Source organism: Pseudomonas vranovensis (genome assembly GCF_040438935.1).
GTDB classification, from domain to species: Bacteria; Pseudomonadota; Gammaproteobacteria; order Pseudomonadales; family Pseudomonadaceae; genus Aquipseudomonas; species Aquipseudomonas vranovensis.
The window spans coordinates 1,309,920-1,325,831 of the sequence record NZ_CP159259.1 but is presented as its reverse complement, the minus strand read 5'-3'; the positions used below and the strand labels follow the sequence as shown (position 1 = coordinate 1,325,831).

The following is a 15,912-nucleotide window of genomic DNA, read 5'->3' as shown; positions in this document are numbered from 1 at the left end:
GTCAGTAAGTACCGCGCAGGGTCAGCATAAAGTTGCGCGGGTCGCCGTAGTAGTTGCCATAGGTCGAGGTGCCGACGGTCTGGTAGTACTTCTTGTCGAACAGGTTGTTGCCGTTGAGCGCCAGGTCCCAGTGCTCGTCCAGTTTGTAGTCCACCAGCGCGTTCCAGGTGGCATAGCCACCCTGGCCGAAGTCGAACGGCACGTTGCTCTGGGCCACGCTGCCATCGGGATTGAAGCGCGTGGTGGTACCCGACACATAGGTGGCGCTCTGCACCTGCACACCGCCGCCCACCTTGAAGTCGTGCAGCACGCCTGGCAGGCGGTAGGTGGTGTAGAGCTTGAACAGGTGCTTGGGCATGACCGTGCTCAGCGGGACATCGGCACTGCGGTTACGGTTGAGGTTGAAGGTGTAGCCACCGATCAGGGTCCAGTCCGGCAGCAGCTCGCCAGAGGCTTCGATGTCCACACCCTTGCTTACCACCTTGCCGTTGCTCAGGTAACAGCAGCTACCGGCGAACAGGCTGCTGGTGCCGGCGTAGGCCGGGTCGATCACTGCCTCGTTTTCGCGGGTGGTGTAGTACAGGGCGATGTTGGTGTTCAAGGCGCCGTCGAACAGTTCGCCCTTGACGCCGGTCTCGTAGGTTTTGCCCTTCATCGGCTCGATCGGGCTGCCTGGCTGTGGGCCGGAGAGCTTGTTGGCCTGGGGCTTGTAGATTTCCGAATAGCTGGCGTAGGCCGACCACTGATCGCTCAGGTCGTAGACGATACCGCCGAAGGGCGTGAGTTTGGTGCCGATGCGCTGGTCGACATCCGACACCGGGCTCCACACATCGCCACTGCGGGTCTGGTAGGTCTGGTTGAAGTGATAGCGCTGGGCCCGGGCACCGACGATCAGGTGCAACGGTTCGGCCAACTGCAGGCGCAGGCTGGAGTACAGGCCGTACTGACGCTGAGCATTGGGGTTGTAGTCGCGGCTGTAGTCGGTGTGATTGGCCGGCTTCTCCCAGGGCGTTGCCGCCGGGTCGAAGACGTTCACCGGCCCGCCAAAGCCCGGGTGCGGCGCAGTGCCCAGCCAGCGGCTGTCGATGCGCTGGTAATCGGCGCCCACCACCAGTTGGTGATCGAGGCCAAAGGCCTGGAAGTCGCCGGCCAGGTTGACGTCGTACAGGTGCTGCTCGTTTTCCTGGCGGCTCTGGGTACCGTACCACGTCACCCCAGTGCCGGTGGTGGGGCTGACCGCATTGAGGGTAGAGGCGGTCTTGAACCAGGACACATCCCAGATGTTGGTGTACGACAGGTTGAGCTTCCAGTCGTCGTTGAAGCGGTGGTCGTACTTGGCGAAATACTCACGCGCGGTAGTGTCGGCAAACGCCCAGCTCTGGGTCAGGCCGGTGTGCCGCGGCAGGCCCAGGTCGGCACCGTCGCTGTAGCGTGGCACCGAACTCTGGGTGCCGTTTTCATGGGATTTGTTGTAGCGCACGCCGAAAGTGAACATGTCGGCGTCGGTGAGATCAGCCTCCATCACCCCGTACACCAGCGGCTTTTGTGTGCTGCGCTTGTCGACGAAGTACTGGCGGTCGGTATTGGCCACCACCAGACGCCCACGCAGGCGACCGTCCCAGCCCATGGGGCCGGTAAGGTCCAGCTCCTGGCGGTAGTTGTCCCAGCTGCCGGCGCTCAGGGTCAGCTTGAGCTGGTTGTAGGCCATTGGCCGTTTGCGCACCAGGTTGATAATGCCACCAGGGTCGCCCGAGCCACCGAACAGCGCCGCCGAACCACGCAGCACTTCGACGTGGTCGAACTCGGCCAGGTCGAAGATGTTCGAGGAGTAGAACGAGCCCATGGCAGTACCCAGCGCCTGGGGGGCAGCGCCGTCGATCTGCAGGTTCTGGATGGAGAAGCCGCGGGAGATGAAGTCCTGGATACGGAAGGTGGTGCTCTGGGTAATCACCCCAGGCGTGGCCTTCATCGCTTCGTTGATGTCGGTCATCTGCTGGTCTTCGATCAACTGACGGGTAATCACCGAGACCGACTGTGGCGTTTCCCGCAGACTGGTGGGCGACTTGGAACCGACGCTGATCAGGCCCGGCGCATAGCTGCCGGTGTTCTCGGTACTTTCCCCCATGCCCTGCCCGGCCACGGTGGTCACGCCCAGCTCCAGGGTTTGCCCGGACTGCAGATCGAGCACCGGCAACAGCACATAACCGTCGTCGCTTTGGCTGCTGCGATAGCCGCTACCGTCGAGCAAGGTGGCAAAACCGTCTTCCACGGTGTAGTTGCCGACCAGGCCATGGCTGGCACGCCCCGCCAGTTCATCAGCCTGGAACACCAGGGCGACACCGGCCTGCTGGGCAAAGCGGTTCAGCGCAGTGCTCAGCGGCCCGGCCGGAATGTCGTAACGCTGCTGGGACTGGGCCACAGCCAGTTGCGGCATGGCCACGACCACCCCGGCACAGGCCAGGTGAATACACAGCGCAATGGGGCTCAGGGTGGGTGAGGCAGCAAATCGACGCATGGTGCAACGGCTCCTGTTTTAATCATGTTGGCCCTTTGCTTGACGGGCCACGCTGACAATGCGGAACCGATGGAAATGATTATTTTTCAGCTGGTCGTCGTTCGATGCGCGTCCACAGCGGCGTAAACGACTGCAGACAGATCGGCAAGGCCTGGGCCAGCAGCTGCAAGGCACGCTGGGTATCGTCCAGTGGCAGTACGGCAGACACCTTCAGATCGGCCAGAGCCGCCGCATCGAATTGCAGGTGCCCGCGACGCTGACGCCCCAGTGCCTCCAGCACCTTGGGCAGCGGCCATTGCTCGACCACCAGTTGATGCCCCTGCCAGGCCTGCTCGAAGCTGGCAGGGTCGATATCCGGCAGCCGGCCCACTGCATCGGGACGCACCCATACGCGCCCGCCGCTGCGCACCTCCAGCGCCTGGCTGTGGTCCGCGCTTTGCGCCGCCACGCTGGAGTGCAACATGCTCAACTCGCTCTGGCCTTGCCCACGGCTGACCACAAAACGCGTGCCCAGGGCCTTGAAACTGCCTTCATCCGTGACCACCACGAACGGCCTGCCCGGGTCTGGCGCAACGTCCACCAGCACCTGACCGCGCAGCAACTCGACGCGACGCTGGCCACTGCCGAGGTTCAGATCGACAGCGCTGTTGCCATACAGGGTGATACGCGAGCCGTCTTCCAGCGTACGGGTATGCCACTCGCCTGGCGCGGTGTGCAGGTCGACGAACAGGTCATCGATGCGGTAGCCGCCCAAGTGCATCACCAGCCCCAGGTTGGCCAGTAGAACGCCCAGGCCCAACAGGTGGCGCGCACGCGGTACCTTGTTGCGACGCTTGCCGTTGGCCTCCAGTGCAGCCCGTACGGGCCGGCGCTGCGAGCACAGGCCGTGAAGCTGCGCAACCACGCTGCTGATGCGATCGAACGTGGCCTGGTGGCGGCTGTCGAGCTGGCGCCAGCGCTCGAACGCCTGGCGCTCCTGCTCGCTCAGCTCGCCTTCGCCCAGGCGCAGGACCCACTCGGCAGCCTGGGCCTCGATGCTGTCATCGACGTGCATTGGCCTCACACATCCAGGGCCTGGTTGCAGTGCATCAGCGCCTGCAACAGGTACTTGCGCACCATGCGCTCGGACACTTCCAGACGCTGGGCGATCTGGACCTGGGTCAGTTCGTCGAGGTAGTAGTCGACGAAGGCCTGGCGCACCTTGTCGTTCAGGCCTTCGAGTACAAAGGCGATCTGCTCCAGGGCTTCGAGGGTGGTGAGGATCTGCTCGGGTGACTGATGGCCTTCGAGCACATCGACGGTCAGCGCCAGCTCGCGCAGGTAGGCATCTTCGATGTGCTGGCGGCGGGCCTTGTCGATGATCAACCGGCGCGCGGTGGTGCTGAGGAATGCCCGCGGCTCGCGGATGCCCACCAGCGAATCGCGTGATCCCAGGATACGCAGGAACGTATCGTGGGCGGTGTCGGCGGCATTCTGCGGGCAACGCAGCTTGCGGCGCAGCCAGGTGAACAACCATCCATGATGCTCGTTGTACAGCTCATGGATCGCACGCTGGAAGGTCGGCTCGGCAGCAGACATGGACGCACCTGGAAAAGATGTAAGTGAGAATTGTTCCGAATGGTATCGACACTACGGTCGCCCGGCAACCGTTGAATCGATAGGCGCCTGCCCTTCAGCCCAACTCGCAGCTCCACATCTCCACCGCAGGCTGACTCGCCTGTGGCGGCCCCAGCCAATGGCTCAAGACCAGGCAGCGGCCGTCGATGCACAGGTGATAGTCCCCGGCCTGGGGCGTACGCCCCAGGCGCAGGGGCTGCAACGGCGGCAATTGGCGCTGGTAATGCCAACTGCCGTCGTGCAAGCGGGCATCGTCGGGGATCTCCATGCCAGCGCCCGAGCCCTTCACCCGTGCTTCCCCGAGCAGCAACCCCGAGGGCGCGACGCGATAGTCCTCCTCCCAGCGGACCTTCTCGATGCTGTGGTTCCAGGCCAGGGTGAAGTCGTCCACCAACAACTGGCTCCACACCACCCCGGCCAACCCCATGCACAATCCGATCACGCCAGCGCCACAGCCCTGCGGGTACGCCACAGGTGCTGGCCGAGCAACAGCAGGCCCAAGGCAAAGCCCACCTCATCGGTCATCGGCACCGCCAGAATCAGCAGGCCGCCCACGAGCAGTGCCATTACACGCTCCCACCAGGTCAGATGCCCTCTCAGGTAGCCGATCGACGCCGCGCCCCACAGCCCAATGGCAAACGCTGCCTTGAACACCATGTAGACACTCGCCCACACACTGTCACCCTGCAGCATCAGCGCCGAGTCGTAGACCGCCATGAACGGCACCACGAAACCGGCAGCGGCGATGCGTACCGCCCACAGGCTGATCTTCAGGCCCGACGCCCGGGCGATCGGCGCGGCGGCAAAGCAGGCCAGTGCCACCGGCGGCGTGAGGTCGGCGAGAATGCCGAAGTAGAACACGAACATGTGCGAAACGATCAGCGGAACACCCAGTTCCATCAATGCCGGCGCGGCGATGGAACTGGTGATGATGTAGTTGGGGATGGTCGGGATGCCCATGCCCAATACCAGGCAGGTGAGCATGGTCAGCACCAGAGACAACAGCAAGCTGTCCTCGCCGATAGCCAGGATGTAGCCCGCAAAGGTGGTGGCAATGCCGGTCAGGCTGACGATGCCGATGATCACCCCGACCAGCGCACAGGCGATACCCACTGGTACGGCATGACGAGCGCCTTCCACCAGCGCATTGAGACAGACCCGCAAGGTATCGCGCCCGCCCTTGATGAACCAGCAGACCGCCACCAGGGCAGCGATCACGGCAAAGATCACACTGATGCCCAACTGGAAGAATCCGGCACACAGCACCCCCAGCGCGATCCAGAATGCCACCCGCAAGCCGGTGCTGGACACCTTGAGAATCAGTGCCGAGCCGAGAATGACGATTGCCGTCAGGGCAAGGCCGACCATGCCTGAGAACAACGGCGTGCGGCCGGAGAACAACAGGTACACGAGCACGAACAATGGAATCAGCAGGTACCAACGCTCGCGCACCGCAGCCCAGGCATTGGGGCACTGGTCTTTGGGCAAGCCCTGAAGGTCGGCCTGCTTGGCCGAAAGGTGAACCATCCAGAACACCGAGCCGAAAAACAGCAACGCCGGAATCAGCGCCGCCTTGGCGACTTCGATGTACGGCACGTTGATGGTCTCGGCCATGATGAACGCCACTGCGCCCATCACTGGCGGCATCATCTGGCTGCCCATGCTGGCGGTGGCTTCCACGCCACCGGCAAAGGCCGGCTTGTACCCGGAGCGCTTCATCAACGGAATGGTGAACTGTCCGGTGGTGACCACGTTGGCCACCCCGGAACCGGTGATGGTGCCCATCAGTGCCGAGGACACGACCGAGACCTTGGCCGGGCCACCTACCTTGTGGCCGAACAGGCCCATGGAGAAGTCGGTGAACAGCTTGATCATGCCGGCCTGCTCGAGAAAGGCACCGAACAGGATGAACAGGAAAATGTAGCTGGCCGATACATAGGTCGGAGTGCCGTACAGCCCTTCGGTACCAAACGACAGCTGGTTGACGATCTGGTCCAGGCCGTAGCCACGATGCGCCAGGTCGCCCGGCAGGTATTCACCGAACAGTCCGTAGGCAAGGAACAGGCCACAGATGATCGGCAAGGCACTGCCCATGACCCGTCGTGCGGCCTCGAAGACCATGACGATCAGGATGAGCCCAATCACCATGTCGGCCTGGGACAAGTCACCCGAACGCTGGATCAGATCGCCCTCGAACCACCACTGGTACAACGCCGTGCCCAGGCCCAGCAGGCCCAGCAACCAGGCCAGGGGCTGGTACGGACGGGCCTTGCCGAGTGCCGGGTAGCTGAGGAACACCAGCATCAGCAAAAAGCCCACGTGCCCGGCACGCTGCACCTGGCTTGAGAACGGGTGGAAGGCTGCGGTAATTATCTGGAAGGTGGTAAAGGCCAAGGCGACGATAAACAGCGCCTTTGGCCAATTGCCAACGCCGGCCGTCAGGCCTTGTGGTTGTTCACTCATGGATCAGTACCTCGGTGATCACAAACGTGCAACAAGTCGGACCTGGCATGACCAGGCCCGACCAGCGAATACGCGATGGCTTACAGAGCACCTTGCTCTTTGAAGTAGCGCTCGGCGCCGGGGTGCAGGGGAATAGGCAGGTTCTGGGTGGCTGTCTCGAGCGAAATGTCCTTGGCCACAGAATGTGCGGTCGACAGGCGATTGAGGTTGTCGAACATCAACCTGGTCATCTGATAGGCCAGTTCATCGGAGACCTTCTCCTGGCTGACGAGAATATTGGCCACCGCCGCCGTCGGCACATCAGTGTCCTGACCGTCGTAGGTACCGGCCGGGATGGTGCTAGCCTGGTAGGCCGAGTTGCCGATGCTGGCGACGACATCAGCAGGAATGGCGACGAAGCGGATCTTCATGGTCGAGGCCAGGTCGCGGATAGCCGCCATGCCCAGGCCCGCCGACTGCAAGGTGGCATCGAGTTGGCGGTTCTTGATCAACTCGACCGACTCGGCGTAAGGCAAATATTCAACCTTGCCCATGTCTTCATACGAGAGGCCGGCAGCCTTGAAAATGGCCCGGGCATTGAGCTCGGTCCCCGATTTCGGCGCGCCTACCGAAATGCGCTTGCCCTTGAGGTCCTCCAGGGTCTTGATGCCGGACTCTTCACTGGCAACGACCTGGATATAGTTGGGATAGGTACTGGCAATCGCCCGCAGCTTTTTCAGCGGCTTCTTGAAGCCTGCTTCTTCTTCGCCGTTCCAGGCATCGGCTACCGAATCGGCCAGGGCCAGGGCCAATTCGCCACGGCCTGCCTCCAGCAGATTGAGATTTTCAACCGACGCCTTGGTGGCCTGCACCGATGTCCTGGAACCCTCGATACCTGCGCTATAGGCCTGCGAAAGGCCGACACCAATGGGGTAGTACACCCCGCTGGTACCGCCGGTGAGGATATTGATGAAAGTAGGAGCGGCGAATGCCGCACTGCTGGCGGTGAGGGCCGCTGCGGCAGCAAAAAGGCCCAGGCGCATGCTCGATCGCATAGGGTTGACTCCACTATGGTTTTGTTTTTCGAACCCCGGATTATGGTGACACTTGCCGGGCCCATCCTTCAGAACCGTCTGAAAAAAACGCCTTACTGGTGGCCCCCTGCCCTCTGTCACATTGGCAAACTCGCTTTCCTTTCAATAGCTTAGGTAGGCATCATGCGGGCTTATGGATTGACCCTCGCAACCGTTTTTCTTGCCACGTTGTCCCTTGGTTCGCACGCCAAGGCACTGGGCCAGAATGATCGCTATGTGTGTAGTTGGGGTTCGGATATAGCCGCTGGCGCGCAACAATCGAAGCTTGCCGGGGTGACCTTGTACTCGGCGCGCAAACGACTACAGGCGCGCAAATTCCCCAAACCCTGGATGCGCATGACCGCCATGGGCATCACCGAGCAGACCTACAACAGCCAGTCACGTCTCAAGCCTGCGGCCATCAAGCAGACCTACTACGAGCAGTGCGTCCACCACGCGGTGGCACGCCGGTAGTCACCCGGGGCGTGTATCATCCTCGACGGACTTTTCACGGACGCTCGATGGATGAAAGCGCTCTACCACGGCAGTTGCTTGTGCGGCGCCGTTACCTACCACATCGACTCGCCGATCAAGGCCGTCAGCCATTGCCATTGCAGCCAGTGCCGCAAAGGCCATGGCGCGGCCTTCGCGTCCTATGGCAGTGTGCCCGGTGCCGACCTGACGTGCCTGGACCCGCAGGGGCTGGTGCGCGTGTACCACTCTTCGCCGACGGTCAGCCGCAGCTTTTGCTCGTGCTGTGGCGCGAACCTGTTCTGGGCTGATGCGGCAGGCGCTTTTCCAGACTGGATCAGTATCGCCCTGGGAACGCTGGACACGCCCTTTGAACCTGCCCGGCAGAAGCATGTGCATATAGGGTCGAAGGTGTGCTGGTGGGTGGAAAGAATGGAATGACCACTCGGTAGCTACTGCCGTCAGGCTGCGATCGAGGGCATTGCAGTCGCAGGCACATGACCGCTTCGCGCCCAATTGCAGCCTGGCGGCAGCGGCTACCCGCGACTGGTCACGTTGGACAACCCGACAAACCCCACCATACTGACTCGTCACTGCAAGCAAGCACGCTAGCAGCCCCTGAATGATCTACACACTCCAAGGAGCTCCCATGGCAGGTTGGTTCGAGTTGGGCACCAGCAGTGACGGCCAGTACCGCTTTGTTCTCAAGGCCGGGAATGGTGAAGTCATCCTCACCAGTGAGTTATACAAAGCCAAGGCCTCTGCCGAAAGCGGCATCGCCTCGGTCCAGGCCAATAGCGGCACTGACGAACGCTATGAGAAAAAGGAGGCCAGCAACGGCAAGTTCCACTTCAACCTCAAGGCGGCCAATCATCAGGTCATCGGCACCAGCCAGTTGTACGCCACCGCGCAATCACGCGACGCGGGCATTGCCTCGGTGAAAATCAATGGCAGCAGCAAGACCGTCAAAGACAACACCTGAGTACAGCGTGTACCGGGACAAGTCCGCACCTACCCGGTAGGAGCGGGCTTGCCCCGCGATACCAGCGTGACCCAGTAACGACTGCGAGCTTGTACAGTGACCGGAAAATTGGCGGCCAGGTAAGCAAGGATCGAATCGGTGTCATGCAGCGGGAACGTGCCACTGACCGTATGCGATTCAAGCGCCGGCTCCCACCGCAAAACCCCCGGACGATAGCGTGAGACCTCGCGCAGAAACTCGCCCAGTGGCACATCCGTGACATTCAGCACACCGTCACGCCAATCCGGTGCGTGCGGGTCAAGACGCCCCATGGCGCCACTGCCATCGGCATACACCGTCAACTGGTCACCGTAATGCAGCGCCAGCGCCATTCCGTGCTTTATCTGCACCTGCACCGTGCCGTACAGCACGGACAGCCGGCAAACCCTGTCATCGCAACGCACGCTGACCTGCGCCTGGCCCACCGTTACCCGAGCCGGCCCGAAGTCGACATGCAAGGGGCGCGCATGGTTGACGCTCAGGGCAAGCTCGCCCTCGATCAGCCTTACGCAATGCTGAGCGAGGTCCAGGTTCACTGCCGTCGCGGTGTTCAATTGCAGCACGCTGCCATCTGCCAGGCGCACACCGCGTCGCTCACCAACCGTCGTGCGCAGATCGGCGCTCCATGCGGCCAGCGGCAATTGCCAGCCCAGCAACCCACTGCCCGGCACCGCAACGGCCAAGGCCAGCCCGTACTTGAGCATGGTGCGACGGCTGGCCTGTGTGCTCCCTGCCACGTTCATGACCAACCCCTGTGGCACGAATAAAGCCGCAGATGCTAATTGGCCATCACCTGATCGGCCAGCACTTTCTGCATGTGTGCGCCACCTTTACCGCGTGGACTGAAACCGCGCGCACTGCCCCTCCAGCCGATAACGCACTGTCACCAGTTGCCCGCTCGTGTCTTCGTAGGTAATCAGCATCGGCGCCGCTTCACAACCGCGGGCCTGTGGGGTCTGCTCGATCAAGCGGGCTACATCCATGGAAGTGCCAACGCGATAGTCCTGAACAACCGGGACGGGTTTTCCGATGCTTGCTGCATAGGCCTGCACTGCCTGCTCATGGGCAACCAGACGCGCATCCTTCACTTCTGGTGCCGAGGCCAGCGCGTTTTGGCCGGCCAGCAGCAACACCACCGCCGCCACCAAACCTTGCTTGCGCTTCATTTCGGCTTACCTCGCTCGTAGTGGCTCGATTTGCCAAGCCAAACACTCCTGAGCTTACGCCCGCAATGACAGACCGGCTACAAGGCGACACCCAGTGCATTGCGCAGCGCTGCGCCCCGGCTGTCGGAGGCCGCGCTGATCAACGCGTAGTTGTAGTCACCCTGGGACCAATAGCGAGCCTGCAGTTGTCCGTCGATGCGCTCGCCGCTGGGCATGCGCCCATAGTGCTCGCCGGGTGAACGCAGAAACAGGCTGACCCGCTGGCCGTGGGCATCTTCAAACACCAGCAAGGCGGCCGGGCCCTGCTCGTTGCTCAACAGCCGTGCCCCTAACGGGGTGAAGCCATAGACGGAAAAATCCGGCAGGTTGCCGACGTGCTTGAAATGCTCGCCCAGCCAGGCCTGCAGGCGAGCCGGGTCGCGGGCGCTGAGATCCAGGGCGCTGGCACCGGCGAACAACCGGTGCGCCTGCACGGCATCGGCCATGGGCGGGTTGCCGGCCAGCAGGCTCGACTCGCGTACGTGCCAACCGCCCAAGCCGCCAATCCCCAGTGTCACCAGCAAGACAGCGGCATTGGCCCAACGCCGCTGGCGCTTGCGGCGCAGTTCACGACGAATCGCCGCAGGTTCCAGTCGCGGGTTGGGGGCTCGCCCGGCAAGACCGGACAAGGCTACGCGCAAGTGCCGGGCATCGTTGCGCCAGCCTTCGACCCGGGCCGCCTGCTCGGGGTTGGCCGCCAGGTAACGCTCCACGGTGCGCCGACGCTCGCGGTCCAGGCGCTCGTCGACATAGGCATGCAACTCTTCTTCAGAAGGGATCAACTGACTCATTTCAACCTCCGCAACGCCGGGGGCGGTGTATTGCCCTCGGCCAGTTCGCGCAACGCCGTGCGCGCCCGCGACAATCGCGACATCACCGTACCGATGGGCACCTGCAACGCCTGGGCCGCCTCCTTGTAGCTCAGCCCCTCGACGCTGATCAACAGCAGCAAGGCCCGCTGCTCGGTGGGCAGGCGAGCGAAGGCGGCGAGGCCCGACTGGGCCAGGACGATGTCTTCGGTGGCATTGCCCGCCTCCTCCCCCCGCCCGAACCAGGCCAGCCAGCGGGCATGACGACGTTCCCGGCGCTTGCCATCGATGAATTGCCGATACAGGATCGAGAACAGCCAGGCCCTGAGGCTACCGTCCTCACGTTGCTGGCCACGATGGGTCAAGGCGCGCTCGACCGTGGCCTGAACCAGGTCGTCGGCGCTGCTGGCTTCACGGGTCAGCCACAAGGCAAAGCGGCGCAGCCTCTCGAGCATCTCGCGCAGTTGGTCGTCGTCCAGGTCGTTCATGTGCTGAGCCTTGGCCTGTAGGTGCGGCGGTGCGACTTGCCCCGCGATAAAATTTCAAGAAAGACGCCGGAGAAAGCAATTTATTCCCTGGCGCCGGAATAAATCCCCGCCCCCAACGTCGTACCGGCTCATTCATTGACCCGGATTGTTCCCATGAACACACCGTTACGCGGTACACCTCGCGCCTTGCGCCTGGCAGCCATCGGTGTCGGGCTGGCGGCCCTCGGCGCAGCCTTTGCTTACGCCGCCGGCTGGATCGGCGCCGAGCGACTGACCCCGCAACGCATCATCGACACCTTTGAAGCCCAGGGTGGCCACTTCCCCGGCTACCGTAAAAACCACGCCAAGGGCCTCTGCGTCAGTGGCTACTTCCAGAGCAGCGGCCTGGCCGAACCACTGTCCCGCGCCCGGGTGTTCAACCAGGCGAAGGTGCCGGTGATCGGGCGCTTCGCCATCGGCGGCAGCAACCCCTACAGCCCAGACACCAGTGTGCCAGTGCGCAGCCTGGCGTTGCAGTTCAGCAGTGATGACGGCCAGCAGTGGCGTACCGGCATGAACACCCCGCCGGTACTGCCGGTGAATACCCCCGAAGCCTTCTACCAGCAAATCCTGTCCATGAAGCCGGACCCCGCCACCGGAAAGCCGGACCCGGCCCGGATCCAGGCATTCTTTGCCGCTCACCCGGAGAGTGCGGCCTTTCGCCAATGGGCCAAGGACTACAAGGCACCTGACAGCTTCGCCAACTCAAGCTACAACAGCATCAATGCCTTTGCCTTGGTCAACGGCAGTGGTACGCGCCAGTTCGTGCGCTGGAGCCTGATACCGCAAACGCCGTTCGCGGCCCTGCAAAGCCCGATCGACGACCGCGACTACCTGCAGCACGACCTGCATCAGCGCCTGAGCGAGGGCGCATTGCGCTGGACCTTGCGCCTGGCCCTGGCCGAACCTGGCGATCCGGTCGATGACCCGTCGCAGCCCTGGCCGGCCCAACGCCGTAGCATCGATGCGGGCACCCTGGTGATCGAACAGGTGGACGGTCCCGAGCAAGGCGCCTGTCGCGACCTCAACTTCGACCCATTGATCCTGCCCTCGGGCATCGAACCCTCGGACGACCCGATCCTCGCGGCGCGCTCATCCGCCTACGCCGTGTCGTTCAACCGCCGCAGTCGCGAAGCCGGCCACCAGGAAGCACAACCATGAACGCCTCCTCACCCTCTGTCTTTCACCCCCTGGCAAGGCTGCTGCACTGGCTGATGGCGCTGCTGATCCTGGCGATGTTATTCGTCGGGGTGAGCATGGTCGTCGACCTGTCACCCCGCCACACCATGCTGATCAGCCTGCACAAAGCCATTGGCCTGGCCTTGCTGATACTGGTCGTGGTCCGTATTGCCATGCGCCTGACCTTGCCCCACCCTCCGCTGCCCCGCGATTTGCCGCCCTGGCAGCGCCTGGCCGCCGGCGCCTCGCACCTGGTGTTGTATGCCTTGATGCTAGCCATGCCACTGATCGGTTGGGGCATGCTGTCGGCCGGTGGCTACCCTCTGCCGCTGCACTTGCCGGCCCTGGTGCCGCACGACCTGCAGCTGTATGCCGTGTTGCGCCGAGCCCATGGCTGGCTGGCCTATGGGCTGTTCGCCACGGTGCTGGTACACCTGGGCGCGGCATTGGTCCACGCCCTGGTACGCCGCGACGGTGTGATGCGCAGTATGTGGCCCGGGCCGGTTCGGCCCGATCAGTGAGCCGTCCATGACCGGTATTGTCGGCCAGCCTTTTACGGCACAATGCCCGGCCCGCCTTCACTGCCTTGGATAGCCCATGAACGCCGCACAGGACCCTGCCCAACCCGATACAGCCCAAGCCACCTTCGACCTGCGCCCGCTGCTGATCGCCAACATGGCCTGCACCATGGCGATGATGGCGTTCGTCGCGCTGATCGGCCCCATCGCGCGCACTTTGGGGCTGGCCACCTGGCAGGCGGGGGCCGCGGTCACGGTGGCGGGGGTGATCTGGATGCTGCTGGCCAGGCCCTGGGGCCAGGCCAGTGATCGCCTGGGCCGACGCCGCGTGCTGCTGCTCGGCACGGCCGGCTTCACCCTCGCCTACTGGGCCTTGTGCCTGTTCATCGATACCGCCCTGCATCTGCTGCCCAGTGCCGCGCTGGCCTTCGCCGGCCTGGTGATCGGCCGCGGCCTGATCGGCGCGTTCTATGCGGCCCTGCCGGTTGCGGGTGCGGCGCTGATTGCCGACAACATTGCTCCGCAGTACCGCGCCCGAACCCTGGCGTCACTGGGTGCGGCCAACGCCGTGGGCCTGGTGATCGGTCCGGCCCTGGCGGCGCTGCTGGCACGCTACAGCCTGAGCCTGCCGTTCTATGCCATGGCGATCCTGCCGATGCTGGCGTTCCTGGTGTTGCTACTCAAGCTCAAGCGCCAGGAACTGCACCTCAAGCAACCACCGCGCCCGGTACGTCTGACCGACCCGCGCCTGCGCCGACCGCTGCTGGTGGCGTTCGTGGCCATGATCAGCGTGTCGGTGGCGCAGATCACCGTCGGTTTCTTTGCCCTCGATCGCCTGGGAATGGGCCCGGCAGAAGCGGCGCAAACCGCTGGCATTGCCCTGACCATGGTCGGTGTGGCGTTGATCGTGGCGCAATTGTTGGTGCGCAAGCTGCAGTGGCCCCCGCTGCGAATGATCGCCGTCGGCGCCAGTATTGCCGCCGTGGGCTTTGCCACTGCCGCCTTTGCTACCAGTGCGACCCTGCTGTCGGCGTGCTTTTTTGTTTCAGCCTGCGGCATGGGCTGGGTGTTCCCGGCGTTCTCGGCGCTGGCGGCCAATGCAATGGACGCCTCCGAACAGGGTGCCACGGCCGGGTCCATCGGCGCTGCGCAAGGCCTGGGCGTGGTCGTAGGGCCACTGGCCGGCACTCTGATCTATGCCGTCGACCCCCGCCTGCCGTACCTGATCGTCGCCGCGTTGTTGCTGATGATCGGCCTGTGGCCGCATCCGCGCCCGGCATCCGTACAAGCGGGCCGCTAATAGGTGACGGAATGTGCTTTAATGCTTCGCCCAAAATTTTCAACTTATAAGGCGGCTATGGACACGGGGACACGACTCAAACTGGTGCGTGAACGCAACAAACTCTCCCAGCGGGAGCTGGCCCGTCGCAGCGGGTTGACCAACTCGACAATTTCCCAGATCGAGCAGAACCGCGTCAGCCCCTCGGTCAGTTCCCTGAAAAAACTGCTCGAAGGCATTCCCATGTCCCTGGCGGAGTTCTTCAGCTTCGACGAGCCGCCACGCGAGGAACGTTTCGTCTTCCGCTCCACCGAACAGCCCGACCTTGGCAACAGCGGCCTGCGCCTGCTGCTGGTCGGCGCCAGTGTCGAGGGCCGGCAGATGCGCATGCTGCGCGAGCTTTACGCCCCCGGTGCAGACTCCGGCGATGAGCCGATCGTGCATGCCGAAGGTGAAGAGTGCGGCCTGGTCACCCGTGGCACCATCGAGCTGCGCGTCGATGGCCAGGTCAGCATTCTCAACTCCGGTGACGGCTACTACTTCCCCACCACCCTGCCCCACAGCTTCAAGAACATCGGCCCCGACGAAGCCGAGATCATCAGCGCCAACACCCCGGCGAACTTCTGACAGGGGGGGCTTGCTCCCGCCTGGCGACAGCCTGCGATCGACCGCTCAGCGGTCGTGGCTCAGGTCGCTCGCTCCTGCTCCCAGCAGTTGCTGGATCATGGCCATCGCCCAGCAATTGACCCATGCCATCGGCGGTACCCTGACCCTCAACAACCGACCGGGAGGCGGGCTGTGCGCGCAGGTGGATCTGCCGTCGCAACGACCATAGCGGCAGCGACTATTGCGCGGGCAACACTGCCGCCTTGTTCACGTCCTTGAGCAGGAACACCACGAACTTCGCCGGTTTGCTCTGGCTGGCGTTGCGCCCCACCGTGTGGATGTCGGCCGGGCCTTCATGAAAGCTCTGCCCAGGCATGAGGGTAACCTCCTTGCCCCCCTTCACGCCCATCACCACCGACCCTTCCAGCACATAGACAAATCCGTGGGCATCATGGCGATGCACGGGGTCGGCGCCACCTGGTGGGTACTCGACCTCCAGGATCAATACTTCCTTGCCCGGATAGTCGGGCAGCGCCTGGGTCATCACCGGCTTGACGCTGGGCGGTGGCGCAGTGGGTGTCTGGGCATGGACGCTGATGACGGCCATCAAGGGGAAAAGCATGAACAAAGACTGGATGCGCATGTCGCTC

Annotated in this window: 18 protein-coding genes; 7 read left to right on the top strand and 11 right to left on the bottom strand. The window is 63.4% G+C overall.

Annotated features, from left to right (window positions below):
- Nucleotide 1 precedes the first annotated feature (1 nt).
- From ABVN19_RS06215 to ABVN19_RS06190, 6 genes are all read right to left on the bottom strand, one after another.
- Nucleotides 2-2,515, bottom strand: coding sequence for a TonB-dependent siderophore receptor (locus ABVN19_RS06215; protein ID WP_353632795.1), 2,514 nt, complete (start codon nt 2,513-2,515; stop codon nt 2-4).
- A 79-nt stretch (nt 2,516-2,594) separates the two neighbouring features.
- Nucleotides 2,595-3,569 (bottom strand): FecR domain-containing protein, encoded by a 975-nt coding sequence (locus ABVN19_RS06210; RefSeq protein ID WP_105641791.1) that lies wholly within the window; start codon nt 3,567-3,569, stop codon nt 2,595-2,597.
- 5 nt (nt 3,570-3,574) lie between these two features.
- Nucleotides 3,575-4,093, bottom strand: a complete 519-nt coding sequence (locus ABVN19_RS06205; RefSeq protein ID WP_028941701.1) for a sigma-70 family RNA polymerase sigma factor — start codon at nt 4,091-4,093, stop codon at nt 3,575-3,577.
- 94 nt (nt 4,094-4,187) lie between these two features.
- Nucleotides 4,188-4,574 (bottom strand): DUF1850 domain-containing protein, encoded by a 387-nt coding sequence (locus ABVN19_RS06200; protein ID WP_028941700.1) that lies wholly within the window; start codon nt 4,572-4,574, stop codon nt 4,188-4,190.
- Nucleotides 4,571-6,595, bottom strand: a complete 2,025-nt coding sequence (locus ABVN19_RS06195) for a TRAP transporter permease (protein WP_028941699.1) — start codon at nt 6,593-6,595, stop codon at nt 4,571-4,573. The genes ABVN19_RS06200 and ABVN19_RS06195 overlap by 4 nt, the downstream gene beginning before the upstream one ends.
- Nucleotides 6,596-6,675: 80 nt before the next feature.
- Nucleotides 6,676-7,629: a TAXI family TRAP transporter solute-binding subunit gene (locus tag ABVN19_RS06190; protein ID WP_028941698.1), complete on the bottom strand. Its 954-nt coding sequence runs from the start codon at nt 7,627-7,629 to the stop codon at nt 6,676-6,678.
- 162 nt (nt 7,630-7,791) lie between these two features.
- On the opposite strand from ABVN19_RS06190, the gene ABVN19_RS06185 reads away from it, so the two are divergent.
- The 3 genes from ABVN19_RS06185 (at nt 7,792) to ABVN19_RS06175 (ending at nt 9,100) form a co-directional block, all read left to right on the top strand.
- Complete coding sequence (locus tag ABVN19_RS06185; RefSeq protein ID WP_028941697.1) at nt 7,792-8,121, top strand: hypothetical protein; 330 nt, start codon at nt 7,792-7,794, stop codon at nt 8,119-8,121.
- A 51-nt stretch (nt 8,122-8,172) separates the two neighbouring features.
- Nucleotides 8,173-8,559 (top strand): GFA family protein, encoded by a 387-nt coding sequence (locus ABVN19_RS06180; RefSeq protein WP_028941696.1) that lies wholly within the window; start codon nt 8,173-8,175, stop codon nt 8,557-8,559.
- Between the two features lie 208 nt (nt 8,560-8,767).
- Entirely contained in the window at nt 8,768-9,100 is a 333-nt protein-coding gene (locus tag ABVN19_RS06175) for a YegP family protein (RefSeq protein WP_028941695.1), read from the top strand.
- Between the two features lie 29 nt (nt 9,101-9,129).
- Here the strand turns inward: ABVN19_RS06175 and ABVN19_RS06170 are convergent, their stop codons facing one another.
- From ABVN19_RS06170 to ABVN19_RS06155, 4 genes are all read right to left on the bottom strand, one after another.
- Complete coding sequence (locus ABVN19_RS06170; protein WP_051270372.1) at nt 9,130-9,882, bottom strand: FecR domain-containing protein; 753 nt, start codon at nt 9,880-9,882, stop codon at nt 9,130-9,132.
- Between the two features lie 87 nt (nt 9,883-9,969).
- Nucleotides 9,970-10,305, bottom strand: a complete 336-nt coding sequence (locus ABVN19_RS06165; RefSeq protein ID WP_028941694.1) for a DUF2790 domain-containing protein — start codon at nt 10,303-10,305, stop codon at nt 9,970-9,972.
- Between the two features lie 77 nt (nt 10,306-10,382).
- Nucleotides 10,383-11,135: an anti-sigma factor gene (locus tag ABVN19_RS06160; protein WP_028941693.1), complete on the bottom strand. Its 753-nt coding sequence runs from the start codon at nt 11,133-11,135 to the stop codon at nt 10,383-10,385.
- Nucleotides 11,132-11,641 (bottom strand): sigma-70 family RNA polymerase sigma factor, encoded by a 510-nt coding sequence (locus ABVN19_RS06155; protein WP_036989297.1) that lies wholly within the window; start codon nt 11,639-11,641, stop codon nt 11,132-11,134. Before ABVN19_RS06155 ends, ABVN19_RS06160 begins: the two co-directional genes overlap by 4 nt.
- Before the next feature lie 153 nt (nt 11,642-11,794).
- Between ABVN19_RS06155 and ABVN19_RS06150 the strand changes: the two genes are divergently transcribed.
- From ABVN19_RS06150 to ABVN19_RS06135, 4 genes are all read left to right on the top strand, one after another.
- Nucleotides 11,795-12,841: a catalase family peroxidase gene (locus ABVN19_RS06150; protein WP_028941691.1), complete on the top strand. Its 1,047-nt coding sequence runs from the start codon at nt 11,795-11,797 to the stop codon at nt 12,839-12,841.
- Entirely contained in the window at nt 12,838-13,380 is a 543-nt protein-coding gene (locus ABVN19_RS06145; protein ID WP_028941690.1) for a cytochrome b, read from the top strand. Before ABVN19_RS06150 ends, ABVN19_RS06145 begins: the two co-directional genes overlap by 4 nt.
- Nucleotides 13,381-13,456: 76 nt before the next feature.
- A complete protein-coding gene (locus ABVN19_RS06140; protein ID WP_028941689.1) occupies nt 13,457-14,677 on the top strand; it encodes an MFS transporter in 1,221 nt (406 codons plus the stop codon).
- Between the two features lie 57 nt (nt 14,678-14,734).
- Nucleotides 14,735-15,283: a cupin domain-containing protein gene (locus ABVN19_RS06135; RefSeq protein ID WP_028941688.1), complete on the top strand. Its 549-nt coding sequence runs from the start codon at nt 14,735-14,737 to the stop codon at nt 15,281-15,283.
- A 217-nt stretch (nt 15,284-15,500) separates the two neighbouring features.
- Here ABVN19_RS06135 and ABVN19_RS06130 read toward each other — a convergent pair whose 3' ends face one another.
- On the bottom strand, nt 15,501-15,869 hold the full coding sequence (locus ABVN19_RS06130; protein ID WP_319801996.1) for a cupin domain-containing protein: 369 nt from the start codon (nt 15,867-15,869) through the stop codon (nt 15,501-15,503).
- Nucleotides 15,870-15,912: the final 43 nt, after the last annotated feature.

What these genes read in the sequence shown, in the direction of transcription:
- ABVN19_RS06180 (WP_028941696.1), top strand. Translation starts at nt 8,173, where the DNA reads ATGAAAGCGCTCTACCACGGCAGTTGCTTGTGCGGCGCCGTTACCTAC.
- ABVN19_RS06160 (WP_028941693.1), bottom strand. Translation starts at nt 11,135, where the DNA reads ATGAGTCAGTTGATCCCTTCTGAAGAAGAGTTGCATGCCTATGTCGAC.
- ABVN19_RS06155 (WP_036989297.1), bottom strand. Translation starts at nt 11,641, where the DNA reads ATGAACGACCTGGACGACGACCAACTGCGCGAGATGCTCGAGAGGCTG.
- ABVN19_RS06215 (WP_353632795.1), bottom strand. Translation starts at nt 2,515, where the DNA reads ATGCGTCGATTTGCTGCCTCACCCACCCTGAGCCCCATTGCGCTGTGT.
- ABVN19_RS06165 (WP_028941694.1), bottom strand. Translation starts at nt 10,305, where the DNA reads ATGAAGCGCAAGCAAGGTTTGGTGGCGGCGGTGGTGTTGCTGCTGGCC.
- ABVN19_RS06140 (WP_028941689.1), top strand. Translation starts at nt 13,457, where the DNA reads ATGAACGCCGCACAGGACCCTGCCCAACCCGATACAGCCCAAGCCACC.
- ABVN19_RS06175 (WP_028941695.1), top strand. Translation starts at nt 8,768, where the DNA reads ATGGCAGGTTGGTTCGAGTTGGGCACCAGCAGTGACGGCCAGTACCGC.
- ABVN19_RS06145 (WP_028941690.1), top strand. Translation starts at nt 12,838, where the DNA reads ATGAACGCCTCCTCACCCTCTGTCTTTCACCCCCTGGCAAGGCTGCTG.
- ABVN19_RS06135 (WP_028941688.1), top strand. Translation starts at nt 14,735, where the DNA reads ATGGACACGGGGACACGACTCAAACTGGTGCGTGAACGCAACAAACTC.
- ABVN19_RS06150 (WP_028941691.1), top strand. Translation starts at nt 11,795, where the DNA reads ATGAACACACCGTTACGCGGTACACCTCGCGCCTTGCGCCTGGCAGCC.
- ABVN19_RS06210 (WP_105641791.1), bottom strand. Translation starts at nt 3,569, where the DNA reads ATGCACGTCGATGACAGCATCGAGGCCCAGGCTGCCGAGTGGGTCCTG.
- ABVN19_RS06185 (WP_028941697.1), top strand. Translation starts at nt 7,792, where the DNA reads ATGCGGGCTTATGGATTGACCCTCGCAACCGTTTTTCTTGCCACGTTG.
- ABVN19_RS06130 (WP_319801996.1), bottom strand. Translation starts at nt 15,869, where the DNA reads ATGGCCGTCATCAGCGTCCATGCCCAGACACCCACTGCGCCACCGCCC.
- ABVN19_RS06190 (WP_028941698.1), bottom strand. Translation starts at nt 7,629, where the DNA reads ATGCGATCGAGCATGCGCCTGGGCCTTTTTGCTGCCGCAGCGGCCCTC.
- ABVN19_RS06195 (WP_028941699.1), bottom strand. Translation starts at nt 6,595, where the DNA reads ATGAGTGAACAACCACAAGGCCTGACGGCCGGCGTTGGCAATTGGCCA.
- ABVN19_RS06205 (WP_028941701.1), bottom strand. Translation starts at nt 4,093, where the DNA reads ATGTCTGCTGCCGAGCCGACCTTCCAGCGTGCGATCCATGAGCTGTAC.
- ABVN19_RS06170 (WP_051270372.1), bottom strand. Translation starts at nt 9,882, where the DNA reads ATGAACGTGGCAGGGAGCACACAGGCCAGCCGTCGCACCATGCTCAAG.